Source organism: Rhizobium oryzicola (assembly GCF_030504645.1).
GTDB lineage: Bacteria > Pseudomonadota > Alphaproteobacteria > Rhizobiales > Rhizobiaceae > Neorhizobium > Neorhizobium oryzicola.
This window is the reverse complement of record NZ_JAUKWQ010000003.1, coordinates 287,138-304,349: the sequence shown is the minus strand read 5'-3', so window position 1 is coordinate 304,349 and position 17,212 is coordinate 287,138. Positions and strand designations below refer to the sequence as shown.

Here is a 17,212-nt window from a genome sequence, read left to right as displayed (position 1 = left end):
ACGAAAGTACAGCACATGACTTCCAAAAGCGACAACGCATCCGCGCCGCGCATGCCCTCCATTTTCTCGGTCTATCGATCGGAGCTGGCAATCGCCGCCGCCTGCGTTGTCCTCCTCGTAGGCGTCGGCATTTTTGTCCCGGCCGCTCTGTCGTCAGGCAATTTCTCCAATATCCTGCAGGCATCGGCGCCGTTGGTAATCATGTCTCTCGGGGTGCTCATCGTCATCATCACGGGCGGCATCGATCTCTCAGTGGGATCGATCTTCTCGCTGACCGGCATGGTCACGGCGCTTGCCATGGCAAATGGCTTCGATGAGGTTACGTCGAGCCTTGCCGGCCTCGCCGTCGGCGTCATCTTCGGAAGCATCAACGGTATCCTCATCACGCTGGTCGGACTGGCCCCCTTTGTCGTGACGCTCATCACCTATGCGGTCGCCGCCTCACTTGCCTTCATTGTTACCAACGGTCGGTCGCTGGGCGTCAATTCGCCGGATTACTGGCTGCTGAACAGTGGAGAGATGATCCCCGGCCTGCCGAATTTCGTGTTGTTTTGCCTGATCTTCACGATCGTGCTGGAATTCGTCCTGCGCAAGGTCACGGCAGGTCGCTGGTTCTATTCGATCGGCAGCTCGCCAGTGGCCGCCTATCTGCTGGGCATTCCAGTCAAGCGCACCCGCTTTGCCGCCTATGTCATCTCTGGCACGATGGCTTCCTTCGCCGGGCTTCTGACCGTGAGCTATATCCTCAATGCCGAGGCGACGGCCGGGGCGTCGCTGATGTTGCAGGCCATTGCAGCCGTTGTGATCGGCGGCGCAAGCCTGTCCGGAGGCACCGGATCCGCCATCGGCGCCGTGCTCGGCGCTCTGATGATCACCATCATCCAGAACGGCGTCAACCTCATCGGCATCAACAGCTTCTGGCAAGGCTCGGTGACGGGGCTCGCAATTCTCGTCGCGGTTCTCATCGACAGATTCAGCCATCAATAAATACGCATCATATCGCTCTAGGAGGAGGAACTATGAAAAAACTGGTCAAGACGATTTTGGCTGCAGCCGCCAGCGTGCTGATCGCACAGGGCGCCCACGCCGCAGACAAGAAGTTCACAGTCGCCTATATCGCGCCGTCGCTCGATATCGACTACTGGCAATGGGTGGCGCACGGTGTTCAGCAGAAGGCCAAGGAACTCGGCATGGATTATGTCGAATACACCTCGGAAAACTCGCCTGCCAAGCAGATGGACAATGCAAGGGTGGCCGTCACGCGCGGCGTCAACGCGGTTGTCATCGGCCCGGTCAGCTCGACCTCCACGCCGCCGCTTCTGAGCTTCCTGGCTCAGAACAAGATCCCGGTTGCCTTCGCCGGCATCGGCCCCCAGCCGGGCCAGACGAATTTCACCTCGTCGGTCACTGCCAACAACTATGAGACCGGCCTTGCCCAAGGCAAATACACCTGCGAACTCGCCAAGGAGCGGGGTGGCAAGGAAGTCGGCATGCTGTCGCTGCCGCAGGACCGTGAAAACGCCCAGAAATACCTAAAGGGCGCGAAGGAAGCATTCGCGGCTAACGGCTGCGATCTGGTGCAGATTCTCGAAACCAAGGGCCTGACGATCAACGAGGCGGTCACGCAGGCCAATGACCTCCTGACCGCGCATCCGAATGTCAAGGCGATCTATGGGATGTATGACCAGGCCGGCAGTGGTGCCGCCAAGGCTCTCGCCACCCGCGGCCTGACCGGCAAGGTCGGCGTCACGGTTGCAGACGGCAGCCCGACCACGATCCAGCTGCTGAAAGACGGCGCCATCCAGGGCATCTTCTTCCAGGAGGCCGTTGGCCAGGGCATCGATGCGACCCAGCAGGTCTACAATGCGCTGACCGGTGCAAAGACCACGCAGAACATGGCGCTCGTCATGCCGCTGGTGAAGGCTGCCGATATCGACTCGGATGCCGCCAAGAAGGTTATTGCGCGCGTCTTCCCGCAGTGATCAAACTGGCCGGAGATGGGCATCCGTCTCCGGCCTCTTCATCTTGATCCCGTGAACTCCATCCGACTGGTTTTCCGATGACTGACATTCCGCTGATCGACCCCCACCATCATCTGTGGGACATCACCAACAACTATTATCCCTGGCTGAGCGATGGCGCGAAGCCCTCGGCTTTCGGAGATTATTCCGCCATCATCTCTGATTATCTGATCGACGATTTTCTGGAGGACGCGAAAAACCAGAACCTTGTCAAATCGGTTCATCTCGATGTCGGGTACGATCCGAAGGACCCTGTGGGAGAAACGCGGTGGCTGCAGGGGATCGCGGATCTGCGCGGCTTCCCACATGGCATCGTAGGCTATGCGGATTTCCGCAAGCCGGATGTTGCCGATCTCCTTGACGGACACATGGAATACAGGAATTTCCGCGGCATCCGGCAATCGATGAATTATCATACCGATCCCGCCAAGACCTATCTCGACAGGCCCGAAGTAAGCCGGACGCCGGAATGGCGGCGGGGCTTCAAGGAACTGGCGAAGCGTAATCTGTCCTACGATCTGCAGCTCTATTATTGGCAGATGGAAGAGTTCTACGAGCTGGCAAGAGATTTCCCCGACACGCAGATCATCCTGAACCATACCGGCATGCAGGTTGACGGACCCGACCACTTTAAGGGTTGGCGCGCGGGGATGCGCAAGCTCGCACAGGCCGAGAACGTCGCCTGCAAGATTTCCGGCCTTGGGATGGGTGACTTCACCTGGACGACGGAGTCCATCCGTCCCTACGTCGAAGCCGCCATCGAGATCTTCGGCATCGACCGCTGCATGTTCGCGTCCAACTTCCCCGTCGACAAGCTGTTCTCGTCATACGATGCGATCTTCAACGCATTCAAGAATATCACCGTCGGCTATCCGCATACCGACCGGATGAAGCTGTTTCATGACAATGCCGAAAAATTCTACCGTATCTGAACCGGGATATCTCCTGACTGCACGCTCCCAAGCGTGACCTTTGGGTGGTGCGTTTCGCGCACCACCTTCTTTTATGCCGGACGAGGGCATGGATCGCCGTGTGCTCTTAAGATAAGCATGAGCGCATGCGCGATCTGAACCTGAAAGCTACGGAATATTTTGAAGCGGTTGCGCGGCTGGGCAGCGTGACAAAGGCATCCGAGGAACTCGGGATTTCGCCCTCTGCCGTGAGCCAGCAATTGTCGCTCCTCGAAGCGCAGTTGGGCGTCAAGCTCTTTCGCCGTGAGAAGCAGCGGCTGATCCTGACGCTCGATGGCGACCGGCTTTTCCAGACGACAACGCAAGCCTTCGGCGCCATACGCAATGCCCGATCGGCCATTTCCTTGCAGCGGGACAGGCGTAATTTCGTCATCAGGGTCAGTCCGAGTTTCGGCGTCAGATGGCTCGGCCCCCGCGTCGGCGCGTTTGCCGCCGAAAACGAAGACTGGAACATGCGGATCGACGCGACGCCTGATTTCTCTGCCTTCGAAACGGAAAATGTCGATGTGGACCTGCGCTACGGGCTCGGAACCTGGAACGGGGTCTCGGTCACCCCGCTGATGCACGATCTTGTGCTTCCGCTTTGCAGCCCGGCCTATCTGGAGCGCTTGCGGGATATAGACCCGGACCCGGCACGCCAGTTGGCGAAGGCGCGACTGATCGATAGCGTAAAGACGCTGTATCGATGGGACCTTTGGCTCGCCTACAACAAGATAGACATTCCGGACGTCAGCTATCCCTTACGGTTCGACCGGTCATCCATGTCTATTGAAATGGCTAAGCAGGGTGCCGGAATTGCGCTCGACAGCGTCACGCTTTGTCTGGGCGAACTGGAACGCGGCGAACTTGTACCCTTTTCGACTGCGTTCGACGTGATCGATTTTCCAGCCTACTGGTTTGTCTGCCCCTCGCGGCATCTCAATCGGCGTATCGTGATGCGCTTTTTCAACTGGATGACTGCCGTTAGCAAGAAGCACGACAATGCCGCGCGCGCGCATCTCGAAGGCCTGGGCTGCCGCTTCCGTATCGGTTCCCCCACCGACCTGATCGATGTCAAGCCTTGGGGTTTGTAGCCTGAACCACCGCTCGTGGTTTAAGGCTGACTTCAGATATCTTTCACTTTTCTTAAAATCCTTCCCTCCCTGTCGATGCTATTTCTCGACCCATGGAAAGTCGGGAGGAAAGCATGGAACTGGCAAGCCGCTCCGCGGCGCGATCCAACGTTTCTTTGGCAAATAGAGCCTGGAACATACGTCGGAAAGCCTTGTTGATGGGACAGGTTCAGGGGCAAGGCTATATCGGTCAGGCGCTCGGGATTGCCGATGTTCTGGCCGCATCCTACTTCCACGCACTCGACTTTCGGTCAGAGGACCCGGAATGGGAAGGCCGCGATCGCTTTCTGCTATCCATCGGACACTATGCAATCGCGCTTTATGCCGTCCTGATGGAAGCGGGAATTCTCCCGGAAGATGAGCTCGAAACCTATGGCATGGATGACAGTCGCATGCCTATGTCGGGCATGGCGTCCTACACGCCGGGTATGGAAATCACCGGCGGCTCGCTTGGCCATGGTCTCGGCATTGCCGTCGGCATGGCCATGGGGCTGAAGCGGAAGCGGAACAAGGCATTCGTCTACAATCTCATGTCGGACGGCGAACTGGGCGAAGGCTCCACCTGGGAAGCCGCCATGTCGGGTGCCCATCACAGGCTCGACAACCTGATCTGCCTCGTTGACTTCAACAACCAGCAGGCCGACGGAAAGTCCACTGAAATGCTCTGCTCCGAGCCGCTGCCCGAAAAGTGGGAAGCGTTCGGCTGGCACGCACAGCGCGTGAATGGCAACGATCTTGCCGCTGTCGTCACAGCTTTTGATACCGCTCGCGCACTCAAGGACGCAAAGCCGCGCGTCATCATCTTCGATACGACCATGTGCAAGGGCGTACCCTTCCTGGAGAGCCGCGAAATAACCCATTTCGTCCGCGTCGAGGCGGATGAATGGGACAAGGCGCTCGCAGTTCTCGAAGAAGGAAAGCCCGCATGACGCTCGCATCCATGGCCCGCAAATACGAAGCCCGCAAGCGTCCCGAAGGCGAACGTCAGGCGACTTCCGCCATGATCGCCTCGCTCGCCGCAGAGGGCTATGACACGGTGAACGCACCCTTTGGCAGCGCCCTGATCGAGGCCGCCCGCAAGGACGATCGCATTGTCGGCCTGACGGCCGATCTCGGCAAATACACCGACCTGCATGTCTTCGCCAACGCGATGCCGGACCGTTTCTACCAGATGGGCATGGCCGAGCAGGTGCTGATGTCGGCCGCGGCCGGCCTTGCACGCGAGGGTTTTCTGCCTTTCGCGACGACCTACGCCGTATTTGCCTCGCGCCGCGCCTATGACTTCATCGCCATGGCGATCGCAGAGGAAAACCTGCCGGTCAAGATCGTCTGCGCGTTGCCTGGCCTGACGACCGGCTACGGCCCGAGCCATCAGGCAACCGAGGATATTGCAATCTTCCGTGGCCTGCCCAACATGACGATCATCGATCCCTGCGATGCCGACGACATTGTCGGCATGGTGCCGGCGATGTGCGCCCACGAGGGCCCCGTCTATGCCAGGCTCCTGCGCGGCAAGGTTCCCTCTGTCCTCAAGAAGCACAAACCGGACTACCGGTTTCAGCTTGGCAAGGCGCAGCTCATCCGCGACGGGCGCGACGTCCTCGTTATCTCGACCGGGCTGATGACAATGCGCGCCCTGGATGCGGCCCTGAAACTTGCCGAAGACAAAGTGGACGTCGCCGTCCTGCATTGCCCGACGATCAAGCCGCTCGATCTGGACACGATCGCCACAGAAGCCGCCAGGTCGGGGCGGCTGGTCGTCACAGCAGAAAATCACACTGTCATGGGCGGGCTGGGCGAGGCGGTGGCCGGCGGTCTCCTGTCGCGCGGCATCGCCCCGAAATTCCGCATGATCGGACTGCCGGACCAGTTTCTGGAGGCCGGCGCGCTGCCGACGCTACACGACATGTACGGCATCTCCGTCGACAAGGTCGCTGCCCGCATCCGGGCCTGGCTCTGACGGCGAATTCCAACATCTGAAAGGGAGGCAAGAGACCCATGGGTCTGCTGAAAGGTAAATTTGCGATCGTCACCGGCGCAGCCTCGCCGCGAGGGCTCGGCAAGGCCACGGCAAAACTGTTTGCCGAGCATGGCGCGACGGTTGCGATTCTCGATCTGGATGCCGCCGCTGCCGAGGCCGCCGCTGCCGATCTCGGCCCGCATCATGTCGGCCTTGCCTGCAACGTAACCGACAAGGTCGCGTGCGATGCGGCAGCTGCCGAGCTTGAAAAGCTTTGGGGCAGCGTCGACATCCTAGTCAACAATGCCGGCATCACCCAGCCGCTGAAGATCATGGAGATCGGCGCATCCAATTACGATGCGGTTCTGGACGTCAACCTGCGCGGCACGCTCTATATGAGCCAGGCCGTCATTCCCGGCATGCGCGCGCGCAAGTCCGGCTCGATCGTCAATCTCAGCTCCGTGTCAGCTCAGCGCGGTGGCGGCATTTTCGGCGGCCCGCATTATTCAGCCGCCAAGGCCGGCATCCTGGGGCTCACCAAGGCGATGGCCCGTGAACTGGCACCGTCGAACATCCGCGTCAACGCCATTTGCCCCGGCTTCATCGCCACTGACATCACCGCGGGGAAACTCACACCCGACATGCTGGAAAAGATCGTCGAGGGCATTCCCATGGGCCGCGCCGGCGAAGCTTCGGATGTCGCCGGCTGTGCCCTCTTCCTGGCCTCCGAACTCGCTGCTTACTGCACGGGAACCGAGGTCGATGTGAACGGCGGTTCGCTTATCCATTAGACGTTTCGCGACAGGAACGGTCTCCGTCACCGGCACCGGAAGGCGTGGCAGGGACCGGCGGCGGCGATATCTGGCCGGTCAACAGCGTGCGTCAAGCCGGGCATACTCCCCGACTCGACATCATAGATCATCGGATCCTTTTCGGACGGCTGGCCGTCTCACGGCAGTCGACGCGGGGCGTCATCGACATCCTTCCCCTCCCCTTCCGTATCTACGGCGACCGCACTCCTGATGACGCCGGCGTCGAAAGCAGCCCGCATCACTAACTGGAGCATTCAGCCAAGCGTCTGGCTGGCGAGACCATAGGTTCGTGGTGGGTTCGCCGCGTCCGATATGTAATCTGCCAGTGTCTTGCCGAATGACATGGTCAGCACAGTGTCAAACACCGACAAGCCGCTGTGTACGACATGGAACGCGAAGTCGCCCGTCTCAAAATGGGTGTCGAGACGTAGGAACGTATCCTTATGATCGCGGATATGCGGTGAGACGACAGCGATCGCGTCCTCATCATCCGCCGCGACGATGGGACCCACCACATGGCCGCGTCCGAAGCGGCGGCAGAGCGAAAAGGCTTGCAGCGCGCCATTGCGAAAGAGGCCATAGCCGCGTGAATGCTGGAAGAGCTTTTCCATTAGGCCTGCCCGCGAAACGCCGAAGGCGCCCGCATCCAGCGAGATTGCAGCGGCAAGATCGTCGTCCGTCAAACTGCGCAGATCGCCAGAAACCGCCCGGTCTGCCGGCGGATTGGTAACGACACCCTGACATTGATAGACCGTTTTCTCCGGCTTGAAGCCGAGGGAGAGGTAGAGCCGCTGAGCGGCGCGCGTTGCATTCAAGCGGAGATTCACGCCCTCAAGGTCTTTCAGGGCATATTCCATCAGCCAGAGGCCCGTGCCTTGCGTTTGCAGGCGCGGGGACGTGATCACCATGCCAATCGTCGCAAGCTCGGGCGACTGGCGGAACCACATGGCTGAACTCATGATCCGGCCGATGTCATCGGTTGCGACGACGCCCTTGCCAACCTCGCGCAGGATTTGCCAGTCGGCACCGCGATGGGGCCAACCAACCGAAATCGACAGGGCATGAAGCTGTTCGAGATCGGCATCCGCGACATCGCCGATCTGCATCGCAAAGGCGTCAATCTGCAGTCTTTCGCCGGGAATCATTGTTTCGGCCACCGATCAATCCTCGAAATATTTCAGACCACGCTGCAAGACCATTGCAAGGCAGCAAAACAATCATAAACCGGCGCCACCGCAGATTTTGCTCGAAAATTCGTTCACATCACAACATTCGACCGAATGGCCGACAGGTTCGGCATGGAATCCCGCTGAAAACAGCCATTCTGAGACACTGCCGAACCATGTCACAATCTACCGCAGGCTGCACCGGGGAATTCATGAACGCGACGGAAATTCTGGAAAAGCTCGTGTCCTTCGACAGCGTCGTCGGCACGCCGAACGGCGCGATCGCGTCATGGATCAGCGACTATCTCGCCGACCATGGCGTAACCGCGCATGTCCTTGCAGGGCCGGAAGGCGATCGCAGCAATCTCTTCGCCACGATCGGGCCGGACGATCTCCCCGGCTATATCCTCTCCGGCCATATGGATGTCGTTCCGGCAGAGGCCGGCGAATGGACCACCCATCCCTTTAGCCTGCGCCGTGACGGCGACAAGCTTTTCGGGCGCGGAACGACGGACATGAAGGGCTATCTGGCCGCGGCCCTGGCCGCCGTCCCGCAGCTCGCCAGGGCGGGGCTCAGGCGGCCGGTCCACCTTGCCTTTTCCTATGACGAGGAGGCCGGCTGTCGCGGTGTGCCGCATCTGATCGCCCGGTTGCCAGCGCTTTGCGCGCCGCCGCTGGGGGCCATCATCGGAGAACCGAGCAACATGCGTCCTGTACTTGCCCATAAGGGCAAGGCGGCCGCGCGGGTCACGATCCGGGGGCGGGCCGGGCATTCCTCGCGGCCCGATCTGGGGCTCAATGCCATCCACGCCATGGCGGGCATACTCAATGCCGTGATCGATCAGGCGGCAAGCATGGCGCGCGGCCCCTTCGATGCGGCGTTCGAGCCGCCTTATTCGTCCTTGCAAGCCGGCGTGATTGCGGGCGGTAAGGCCATCAATATCGTTCCCGATCTCTGCACGCTGGAGATGGAGGCGCGGGCCATATCCGGCGTCGATCCCCGAGATCTTCTCGGGCCCATCCGCAAGGTGGCGGAAGGCCTGCGCGGCCAAGGCTTTGCCATCGAGTGGGAAGAGATGAGCGCCTATCCGGCGCTGGCGCTCTCGACACAAAGCCCGCTGGTCCATCTCGTGGAATCCCTGACAGGCGAAACGCCGCTCGGTGCCGTCAGCTACGGAACCGAGGCCGGGCTCTATCAGGCCGCCGGAATCGACGCGCTGATCTGCGGCCCCGGCGACATTGGCCGCGCCCACAAGCCGGACGAGTTCATTCTCGAAAGCGAGCTTGCCGCCTGCCAGCGCTTCATCGAGGCGCTGGGGCAACGCTGCACGGCATAGGACAACAAGCCGATGACCTTTCTCTTCAATTCGGACGCAAAGCGCGGGGCAATCTTTGCCGATGCCTTCGCACAGGCCCTGCCCGACATCCCCTTCAGCATGGATGCGGGGAGCGTCGATGCTGACGCCGTGCGCTATATGATCACCTGGACGGCGCCCGCCGATCTGGCGCGCTACCGCAATCTCGAAATCCTCTTTTCGATCGGGGCGGGTGTCGACCAGCTCGATATCGCGGCCATTCCCGAGCATGTGAAGATCGTGCGCATGGTCGAGGACGGGATCGTGCGGATGATGCAGGAATATGTGCTGCTCGCCACGCTTGCCCTGCATCGTAATCTGCCCGCCTATCTCGACCGGCAGCGGCAGGGCGTTTGGTCACCCATGCCGCAGATGCAGGCGCAAGACCGTCGCGTCGGCATTCTGGGCCTCGGCATGCTGGCGCAGGCAGTGCTCGATCGGCTGAAGCCGCTCGGCTTCCCGCTCTCCGGCTGGAGCCGCAGCCCGCGTGAGCTTGATGGCGTCACCTGCCATCACGGTGCGGCCGGGCTTGAGGCCATGCTGACGCGAACCGACATACTCGTCTGCCTGCTGCCGCTGACGGAAGAAACGCGCGGGTTCCTGAACGCCGATCTCTTTGCGAAACTCCCGCAAGGGGCTGCGCTGATCCATACCGGGCGCGGCCCGCAGCTTGATCAGGCGGCGCTTCTCAAAGCGCTGGACGGCGGGCACTTGTCGGCGGCCATGATCGACGTCACGGATCCGGAGCCGCTGCCAGCCGATCATCCGCTCTGGCGGCATCCCAAGATCATCCTCACCCCGCATATCGCCAGTGTCACCCAGCCGGAAACGGCGGCCCGTGCCGTCATAGAGAATATCCGGTTGCATCTCTCCGGCCGTGATCCCATCGGTCTCGTCGACCGCGCACGCTATTGACCCAAGCAACCCTCGAAAGGAACACCATGTCTCTCCTGAAAACGCTCGACCCGAACCCGACCTTCAACCCTAAGGAATCCGGACCGCTGCCGGAGCGTCTGATTGCAGGATCGCCGGCCTTCAAGACCTGGGCCATGGACGAGGCCAAAGAGGGCAAGGTTCTCTCCGGCGTGTGGGAAGCGACGCCTGGCGAAACCAAGTCTATCAAGGGCGAGGTCTTCGAGTTTTGCCATATCCTGTCGGGCGTCGTCGAAATCACGCCCGATGGCGGCGAACCGGTGATCTACAGGGCCGGCGACAGCTTTGTCATGAAGCCCGGCTTTACCGGGGTCTGGAAGACGATCGAAACGGTGCGCAAGATCTACGTCGTCGTCAACTGACGCGCATTGCGTTTTCCTCCTCAACGCTACCAGCCGGGCGGCAACGCAAAAGATTTGTCTGCCGCCCGCCCTCAAAACGCAAGAAACGACGGAGGAGCGTGGCTCACGCAACCGTTCGTGCTCGGCAGTTCCGACTAGTCTCCTCTAAAGACCGAAAGGAACCGCCCCATGAGCCTGAGCTTCAACCCGGACACGCTTGCCCTGCCGATCGGCCATTTCGTCGGTGGAAAGCTGATTGAAGCGACGGACGGGCTCGACATGCATCGCCCGTCGGACGGCAAGACCTATGTGCATTGCCCGGTCGCCGATGCGGAACTCGTGAACCATGCGGTTGAAAATGCCAGGGCGGCGCTGAAATCCAGCAATTGGGGCGGTGTGCGCCCGCGCGAGCGCACGAAGGCGCTGCAGGCCTGGGCCGACCTGATTGAAGCGGAAGCCGAGACGCTGGCGAAGATCGAGGCACTGTCCTCCACGCGTCCCGTCGGCCAGCTTGTGGCCGGCGATATTGCCGTCACCGCCGAGCAGATCCGGTTCTTCGCTGAATTCGCCGACAAGGAAGGCAGCGATGTCGTGCCGACCGACGACCAGACGTTCGGCATGACGATCAGCGAGCCCTATGGCGTGGTGGGTGCGATCACGCCGTGGAACTTCCCCATTTCCATGGCCGGCTGGAAGCTAGGCCCGGCACTTGCCGCCGGCAATGCCGTGGTCATCAAACCATCCGAAATGACGCCATTTTCGACCGTCTACATAGCGCAACTGGCCGTCAGGGCCGGGATTCCGGCGGGTCTCATCAATGTCGTTCTTGGCGACGGCCCGACGACCGGCAATGCGCTGACCGGCCATGCCGATATCGCCAAGGTAAGCTTCACCGGCTCGACCCGCGCCGGCTCGGCGATCATGGAAAACATCGCCCGCACCGGCGTGAAGCCGATGACGCTGGAACTCGGCGGCAAGAGCCCGCAGCTCGTCTTTGCCGATGCCGATCTGGACAAGGCTGCCGCCGCGATTGCCGGCAGCGTCATCTTCAACGCCGGCCAGGCCTGCGTCGCCGGAACACGGCTGATCGTGGAGAAATCCGTCGCCGACGAACTCATCGCCGCAATTATTGCCCGCATGCAGGCTGCACGCCCCGGTCCAACCTGGGATGCAGCCACGCAATATTCGCCCATCATTTCCGGCCGCCAGCGCGGCCGCATCGCCAGCATCGTCGAGGCCGCGAAGACCGCCGGCGGCGAATGCCTAACGGGCGGCGAGGAGATGGAGGGTGCCGGCTATTTCTACGCACCGACGCTGATTTCCGGCGTGACGCAGGACAATCCGGCCATTGTCGAGGAAATCTTCGGTCCCGTTTTGACCGTCCAGACATTCGAGACGGAAGATGAAGCGCTCACTCTCTCCACCCACCCGGTCTACGGCCTGGCCTCCGGCCTCTTCACGTCCGACCTTTCCCGCACGTTGCGCTTCGCCCGCGCGCTGGAAGCCGGAACGGTCTGGGTCAACCGCTACAGCCGGTCGCGCGACCATATCCTGCCGACCGGCGGCTACAAGCGCTCCGGCATCGGCAAGGACCTCGGCCGCGAGGCCTATGAAGCCAATCGCAAGAGCAAGAGCGTACTCATCAGTCTTTGAGGATGAACAGATGAAAACCCACAAGATAGCCCTCATCCCTGGCGACGGCATTGGCCGCGACGTCACGGACGCCGCTTGGGCTGTGCTGCAAACAGTTGCCACCAATTCGGGCTTCGCGCTGGAGTCTACGCAATTCCCGTGGTCCTGCGCCTTCTACAAGCAGACCGGTCGGATGATGCCGGAAGACGGGATCGAGACGCTGCGTTCCTTCGACGCCATCCTTCTCGGCGCGGTCGGCTGGCCGGCGGAGGTGCCGGATTCGGTTTCGCTCCACGGCCTGCTACTGCCGATCCGCAAAGCCTTCGTGCAATATGCCAATATCCGCCCGCACCGGCTGCTGCCTGGCGTTCAGGGGCCGCTGAAGGCAGAAGGCTTCGACATTCTCTGCATTCGCGAGAACACCGAGGGCGAATATTCGGGCGCCGGCGGGCGTGTCCATCAGGGCATGGACAACGAAGTCGCCGTCGAGACCTCGATCTTCACCCGAAAGGGCGTCGAGCGCATCATCCGCTTCGGCTTCGAGCAGGCCCGCGCGCGGCGCGGCAAGCTTGCCTCCGTCACCAAGTCCAATGCGCAGAAATATTCCATGGTCTTCTGGGACGAGATCACGAAACAACTCGCCACCGAATACCCGGATGTCGAAGTCACGAGCTATCATGTCGATGCGCTTGCCGCCCGCATGGTCATGGCGCCCGAAAGCCTCGACGTCATCGTCGCCTCCAACCTCTTCGGCGATATCCTGACCGATCTGGGTGCCGCCATCCAGGGCGGGCTTGGCTTTGCGGCCTCCGCCAATATCAACCCCGACCGCTCCGCGCCTTCCATGTTCGAGCCCGTCCACGGCTCCGCACCGGACATTGCCGGAAAGGGCATTGCAAACCCCATGGCGACGATCTGGTCCGGCGCAATGATGCTCGACCATCTCGGCGAAAGGGACGCCGCCGCCCGTATCATGGAAGCTCTTCCCGCCGTCACCGCGAAGGGCATCGGCACCACTCCGGGCAAGGACTCGACCGACACGATCACCGCTGCGGTCATCGCCGCGCTCACCGCTGAATAAGGACAGACCCATGCTGAACCTCAAGGACCAGAGCCTCCTCCGCCAGGCCGGCCTCATCAATGGCGAATGGATCGCCGCCCGCTCAGGGAAAACCGTCGATGTCATCGACCCGGCTACGCAGACCGCCATCGGCACCGTTCCCGACATGGGCGGCGAAGAGACCCGCGCGGCCATCGCCGCCGCAGAGGCCGCCTTCAAGGTCTGGAAGGCGAAGACCAATGCCGAGCGCGCGGTGCTGATCGAAAAGTGGTTCGATCTGATGATCGAAAACCTCGAGGATCTCGCGCTGATCCTGACGTCGGAACAGGGCAAGCCGCTGGATGAGGCGCGCGGCGAAATCCGCTACGGCGCCTCCTTCGTCAAATGGTTTGCCGAGGAAGCCCGCCGCATCAACGGCCACACGATCCCCGCCCCCACGCGCGATCGCCGCATCATCGTCCTGAAGGAGCCGGTCGGCGTCTGCGGCATCATCACACCGTGGAACTTCCCCAATGCGATGATCACCCGCAAGGTGGCGCCTGCGCTCGCCGCCGGCTGCACGGTCGTCATCAAGCCGTCGGAATTCACGCCCTATTCGGCGCTGGCGCTGGGCGTTCTCGCCGAACGTGCCGGTATTCCGGCCGGCGTCATCAACATCGTCACCGGCATGCCGACGGAGATCGGCAACGAGTTGATGGCGAACGAAACGGTGCGGAAGATCTCCTTCACCGGCTCGACCCGCGTCGGTTCGCTCCTGATGCGAGGCGCCGCCGACAGCGTCAAGCGGCTGAGCCTGGAACTCGGCGGCAATGCGCCGTTCATCGTCTTCGATGACGCGGATCTCGATCTGGCCATCGAAGGCGCGCTCGCCTCGAAATTCCGCAATGGCGGCCAAACCTGCGTCTGCGCCAACCGCATCCTCGTGCAGTCAGGCGTCTATGACGCCTTCGCCGCGAAGCTGAAGGCCCGCGTCGATGCGATGAAGGTCGGTCCGGGCACACAGGCCGGTGTCTCCATCGGCCCGATGATCAACGCCGCCGCCATCGAAAAGATCGAGCGCCATGTGGCCGATGCGCTGTCCAAGGGCGCAAAGATCATCACCGAGACGCCCGCCATGCCGAACGGCCCCCAGTATACGGCTCCGCTCGTGCTGACGGGCGCGACGACCGAAATGGAACTGGCAACGGAAGAAACCTTCGGCCCCGTCGCCCCGCTCTTCCGCTTCGAGACGGAAGACGAGGCGATTGCCATTGCCAACGGCACGCCCTTCGGTCTCGCCTCCTATTTCTATACCGAGAGCATGAAGCGCGCCTGGCGCGTTGGCGAAGCGCTGGAATTCGGCATGGTGGCGCTTAACACCGGCCTCATCTCCATGGAAGTCGCCCCCTTTGGCGGCGTCAAGCAATCCGGCCTCGGCCGCGAGGGCGCGCAAGCTGGGATCGAGGAATATCTGGAAACGAAGAGCTTTCATATGGGTGGGCTGGCTTGAGAATAGACAAAGGGCGGTCGCGAGGCCGCCCTTTTTCATGCCTGCTGTGAAAACGAAGACGGCGCGGATTGTCTCCAATCCGCGCCGTCTTTTTGTCCTGGGAGGACGTTCACTGAAACTTGTCGAGCATCTTGTAGTACTGCCCCACCAGCGGCAGGAACCAGGGCTTGCCGAAATGGCCAGGGACGGCGGGCCAGGGGTAGTTTTGCATCGGGTTGCGATCGGCCTTTCCGAGAATGGCATCGGCGATCGTCATGCCGAGATGGGTCGAGAGCTGCGCGCCGTGGCCAGAATAGCCCATGGCGTACCAGAGACCATCATGGAAGCCGGCGCGTGGATAGCGGTCCGCCGTCATGTCGACGAGACCGCCCCAGCAATAGTCGATGTCGATGCCCTTCAGTTGCGGGAAGATACGCTCCATGCTGTCGCGCAGGATCTCCCCGCTTTTGGAATCGGAGCGCTGGTCCGACGTCGCTGAAAAGCGCGCGCGGCCGCCGAAGATCAGACGATTGTCGGGCGCAAGCCGCCAGTAATTGCCGATATTCATCGTGTTGACGCAGGTGCGGTTGCCCGGCATGACGGCTTGAGCTTCTGCGTTCGTCAGCGGCCGTGTGGCAATCAGGAAGCTGCCGACGGCGATAATGCGGCGGCGGAACCAGGTGAAGTTCTTCGTCGTGTAGGCGCCGGTCGCCATGATGACATTGGCGACGGTGACGCTGCCGCGGGAGGTTTGCAGCGTGTGCGTCCCGTTAAGCTCGTGATGCCCGGTGACGGTCGTACCCTCGAAGATCGTCGCGCCATGGCGGACGGCGGCGTCAGCAAGCCCGACGACATAGCGGCCCATATGCATCATGGCGCTCTTCTTCGACAGCATCGCGCCATGGAAGGGCGAGCCGACTTCGCTTCTCAGGTCTTCCGGCGACAGCAGCGCCGTCTCTGGATCGCATTCCTTGTTCAACGCCTCGAAATTGCGCGCAATCGCCTCGAAATGCTTCGGCTTCGAAGCCAATTTCAGCTTGCCGGAGCGGCGGAAATTGCAGTCTATGCCCTCTTCGGCAATCAGCGCCTTTATGGTGTCGATGGAATCGTCCAGCGCATGATAGAGCGCGATGGCGCGCTCCTTGCCGAGCTCGGCCTTGGCGCCGAGATAGCTATGCGCGAGCCCGTTGTTCAGGTGGCCGCCATTGCGGCCGGAGGCGCCGAAGCCGACGCGCTCCGCCTCCAGCACGACGACCTTCGCCCCCGACCTGGCAAGCTGCCGCGCCGCCGCAAGACCCGTAAAGCCCGCGCCGATGACGGCAACATCATAGTGACCGCTAACTGGACCCTGTGCTGCACCGGCAAATGCCGGCGCGGTGTCATGCCAATAGGAGACGAATTTCATCGTAATCGCTTTCTAGTCAGAGACCGACCACACCCGGCAGGCCGGAAATGTCGGCGATCTCGGTATAGCCGTAGTACGGGTTGGCGGGCTCATGGCCGCGATTGACCCAGACCTTGTTCTTGATGCCGAGATCATGCGCCGACATCAGGTCATAGCGGAAGGAAGAAGAGACGTGCAGCATGTCTTCCGGGCCGCATCCGAGCATGTCGAACATGTATTCAAAGGCCTTGAAGCGCGGCTTGTAGGCCTGCGCCTGTTCCGCGGTATAGACCTTGTGGAAGGGCGCGCCGAGCTTTTCGACATTCGACATGATCTGCGAGTTCATGGCGTTGGAAAGAATGACGAGGGGAATTTCCTTCGCCACCTTGGCGAGACCAGCCGGCACGTCGGCATGCGGACCCCAGGTCGGCACGCGCTCGTAGACCATCTTCGCGTCTTCATCCCTGAAGGTCACGCCATTGGCCTTGCAGGTGCGCGACAGCGAGTAGTGAACGACCTCTGCATAGGGCTTCCAGGCGCCCATGATCTCATCCAAACGGTAGGCGGAGAAGTTGCGGATGAACTTGTCCATGGCCTCGGCATCGAGGCGATCGCCATAAAGATCGCGGGCGGCACCCGCCATGTCGAAATTGATCAGCGTGCCGTAGCAGTCGAAGGAGATGTATTTCGGGCGAAAGGGGGCCATGACGTTCTTCCTCTGGCTTTCATGTTTCATTGCCTAGATCATAAGCCGGCTTCTTCCGCCTCGATTGCGCGAATTCACCCGTCCCCGAAGCACAAAGTTTTTAATCTGCCATCCCGTTTGGCACACTATTGCACGGCAGAGCCTTCCCCGGACTCGTAATCGGACCTTTCAAACCCCTGTTCTTGCGAGGCCGCAGCATAAGATGCGGCGCTGCCCGTTCGCTTCGGCGAAAGATAGTGCGCCGGCCTCGCCATTCAGATGAATAGCTTCCCTGTCCTCGCCGACACTTCA

At 61.4% G+C, this 17,212-nt stretch carries 16 protein-coding genes; 13 read left to right on the top strand and 3 right to left on the bottom strand.

Translation table 11 applies throughout. The features are described from left to right. Positions 1-15: 15 nt before the first annotated feature. The 7 genes from Q2T52_RS12075 to Q2T52_RS12045 all read left to right on the top strand — a co-directional run bounded on the left by Q2T52_RS12075 (position 16) and on the right by Q2T52_RS12045 (position 6,855). Positions 16-987, top strand: a complete 972-nt coding sequence (locus tag Q2T52_RS12075) for an ABC transporter permease (RefSeq protein ID WP_302077275.1) — start codon at positions 16-18, stop codon at positions 985-987. A 32-nt stretch (positions 988-1,019) separates the two neighbouring features. Beyond that, the gene (locus Q2T52_RS12070) at positions 1,020-1,982 is read left to right on the top strand and encodes a substrate-binding domain-containing protein (RefSeq protein WP_302076987.1); all 963 of its coding nucleotides are present in this window, start codon (positions 1,020-1,022) and stop codon (positions 1,980-1,982) included. Positions 1,983-2,059: 77 nt separating this feature from the next. Then, positions 2,060-2,953: an amidohydrolase family protein gene (locus Q2T52_RS12065; protein WP_302076986.1), complete on the top strand. Its 894-nt coding sequence runs from the start codon at positions 2,060-2,062 to the stop codon at positions 2,951-2,953. Between the two features lie 125 nt (positions 2,954-3,078). Continuing rightward, positions 3,079-4,065, top strand: coding sequence for a LysR family transcriptional regulator (locus Q2T52_RS12060; protein WP_302076985.1), 987 nt, complete (start codon positions 3,079-3,081; stop codon positions 4,063-4,065). Positions 4,066-4,178: 113 nt separating this feature from the next. Continuing rightward, a complete protein-coding gene (locus Q2T52_RS12055; protein ID WP_302076984.1) occupies positions 4,179-5,033 on the top strand; it encodes a transketolase in 855 nt (284 codons plus the stop codon). Next, the gene (locus Q2T52_RS12050) at positions 5,030-6,064 is read left to right on the top strand and encodes a transketolase family protein (RefSeq protein ID WP_436799525.1); all 1,035 of its coding nucleotides are present in this window, start codon (positions 5,030-5,032) and stop codon (positions 6,062-6,064) included. The genes Q2T52_RS12055 and Q2T52_RS12050 overlap by 4 nt, the downstream gene beginning before the upstream one ends. A 38-nt stretch (positions 6,065-6,102) precedes the next feature. Continuing rightward, a complete protein-coding gene (locus Q2T52_RS12045; protein WP_302076983.1) occupies positions 6,103-6,855 on the top strand; it encodes an SDR family NAD(P)-dependent oxidoreductase in 753 nt (250 codons plus the stop codon). Between the two features lie 275 nt (positions 6,856-7,130). Here Q2T52_RS12045 and Q2T52_RS12040 read toward each other — a convergent pair whose 3' ends face one another. Continuing rightward, on the bottom strand, positions 7,131-8,021 hold the full coding sequence (locus Q2T52_RS12040; protein ID WP_302077273.1) for a GNAT family N-acetyltransferase: 891 nt from the start codon (positions 8,019-8,021) through the stop codon (positions 7,131-7,133). 233 nt (positions 8,022-8,254) lie between these two features. Here Q2T52_RS12040 and argE point away from each other — a divergent pair, with 233 nt between their 5' ends. From argE to Q2T52_RS12010, 6 genes are all read left to right on the top strand, one after another. Continuing rightward, a complete protein-coding gene (argE, locus tag Q2T52_RS12035; protein WP_302076982.1) occupies positions 8,255-9,379 on the top strand; it encodes an acetylornithine deacetylase in 1,125 nt (374 codons plus the stop codon). Positions 9,380-9,391: 12 nt separating this feature from the next. Further along, positions 9,392-10,312, top strand: a complete 921-nt coding sequence (locus Q2T52_RS12030) for a 2-hydroxyacid dehydrogenase (protein WP_302076981.1) — start codon at positions 9,392-9,394, stop codon at positions 10,310-10,312. A gap of 26 nt (positions 10,313-10,338) precedes the next feature. Continuing rightward, complete coding sequence (locus tag Q2T52_RS12025) at positions 10,339-10,692, top strand: cupin domain-containing protein (RefSeq protein ID WP_302076980.1); 354 nt, start codon at positions 10,339-10,341, stop codon at positions 10,690-10,692. A gap of 168 nt (positions 10,693-10,860) precedes the next feature. Continuing rightward, complete coding sequence (locus tag Q2T52_RS12020; protein ID WP_302076979.1) at positions 10,861-12,324, top strand: aldehyde dehydrogenase family protein; 1,464 nt, start codon at positions 10,861-10,863, stop codon at positions 12,322-12,324. 10 nt (positions 12,325-12,334) lie between these two features. Continuing rightward, positions 12,335-13,384, top strand: a complete 1,050-nt coding sequence (locus Q2T52_RS12015) for a tartrate dehydrogenase (protein WP_302076978.1) — start codon at positions 12,335-12,337, stop codon at positions 13,382-13,384. 10 nt (positions 13,385-13,394) lie between these two features. Then, the gene (locus Q2T52_RS12010) at positions 13,395-14,852 is read left to right on the top strand and encodes an NAD-dependent succinate-semialdehyde dehydrogenase (RefSeq protein WP_302076977.1); all 1,458 of its coding nucleotides are present in this window, start codon (positions 13,395-13,397) and stop codon (positions 14,850-14,852) included. 109 nt (positions 14,853-14,961) lie between these two features. Here Q2T52_RS12010 and Q2T52_RS12005 read toward each other — a convergent pair whose 3' ends face one another. Next, on the bottom strand, positions 14,962-16,236 hold the full coding sequence (locus tag Q2T52_RS12005; protein ID WP_302076976.1) for an NAD(P)/FAD-dependent oxidoreductase: 1,275 nt from the start codon (positions 16,234-16,236) through the stop codon (positions 14,962-14,964). Between the two features lie 16 nt (positions 16,237-16,252). Further along, complete coding sequence (locus Q2T52_RS12000; RefSeq protein ID WP_302076975.1) at positions 16,253-16,921, bottom strand: haloacid dehalogenase type II; 669 nt, start codon at positions 16,919-16,921, stop codon at positions 16,253-16,255. Between the last annotated feature and the right edge of the window lie 291 nt (positions 16,922-17,212).

Coding starts and splice junctions, on each gene's coding strand:
- Q2T52_RS12075 (WP_302077275.1), top strand. CDS start 16: ATGACTTCCAAAAGCGACAACGCATCCGCGCCGCGCATGCCCTCCATT.
- argE (WP_302076982.1), top strand. CDS start 8,255: ATGAACGCGACGGAAATTCTGGAAAAGCTCGTGTCCTTCGACAGCGTC.
- Q2T52_RS12025 (WP_302076980.1), top strand. CDS start 10,339: ATGTCTCTCCTGAAAACGCTCGACCCGAACCCGACCTTCAACCCTAAG.
- Q2T52_RS12060 (WP_302076985.1), top strand. CDS start 3,079: ATGCGCGATCTGAACCTGAAAGCTACGGAATATTTTGAAGCGGTTGCG.
- Q2T52_RS12050 (WP_436799525.1), top strand. CDS start 5,030: ATGACGCTCGCATCCATGGCCCGCAAATACGAAGCCCGCAAGCGTCCC.
- Q2T52_RS12055 (WP_302076984.1), top strand. CDS start 4,179: ATGGAACTGGCAAGCCGCTCCGCGGCGCGATCCAACGTTTCTTTGGCA.
- Q2T52_RS12030 (WP_302076981.1), top strand. CDS start 9,392: ATGACCTTTCTCTTCAATTCGGACGCAAAGCGCGGGGCAATCTTTGCC.
- Q2T52_RS12015 (WP_302076978.1), top strand. CDS start 12,335: ATGAAAACCCACAAGATAGCCCTCATCCCTGGCGACGGCATTGGCCGC.
- Q2T52_RS12010 (WP_302076977.1), top strand. CDS start 13,395: ATGCTGAACCTCAAGGACCAGAGCCTCCTCCGCCAGGCCGGCCTCATC.
- Q2T52_RS12070 (WP_302076987.1), top strand. CDS start 1,020: ATGAAAAAACTGGTCAAGACGATTTTGGCTGCAGCCGCCAGCGTGCTG.
- Q2T52_RS12040 (WP_302077273.1), bottom strand. CDS start 8,021: ATGATTCCCGGCGAAAGACTGCAGATTGACGCCTTTGCGATGCAGATC.
- Q2T52_RS12065 (WP_302076986.1), top strand. CDS start 2,060: ATGACTGACATTCCGCTGATCGACCCCCACCATCATCTGTGGGACATC.
- Q2T52_RS12020 (WP_302076979.1), top strand. CDS start 10,861: ATGAGCCTGAGCTTCAACCCGGACACGCTTGCCCTGCCGATCGGCCAT.
- Q2T52_RS12045 (WP_302076983.1), top strand. CDS start 6,103: ATGGGTCTGCTGAAAGGTAAATTTGCGATCGTCACCGGCGCAGCCTCG.
- Q2T52_RS12005 (WP_302076976.1), bottom strand. CDS start 16,236: ATGAAATTCGTCTCCTATTGGCATGACACCGCGCCGGCATTTGCCGGT.
- Q2T52_RS12000 (WP_302076975.1), bottom strand. CDS start 16,921: ATGGCCCCCTTTCGCCCGAAATACATCTCCTTCGACTGCTACGGCACG.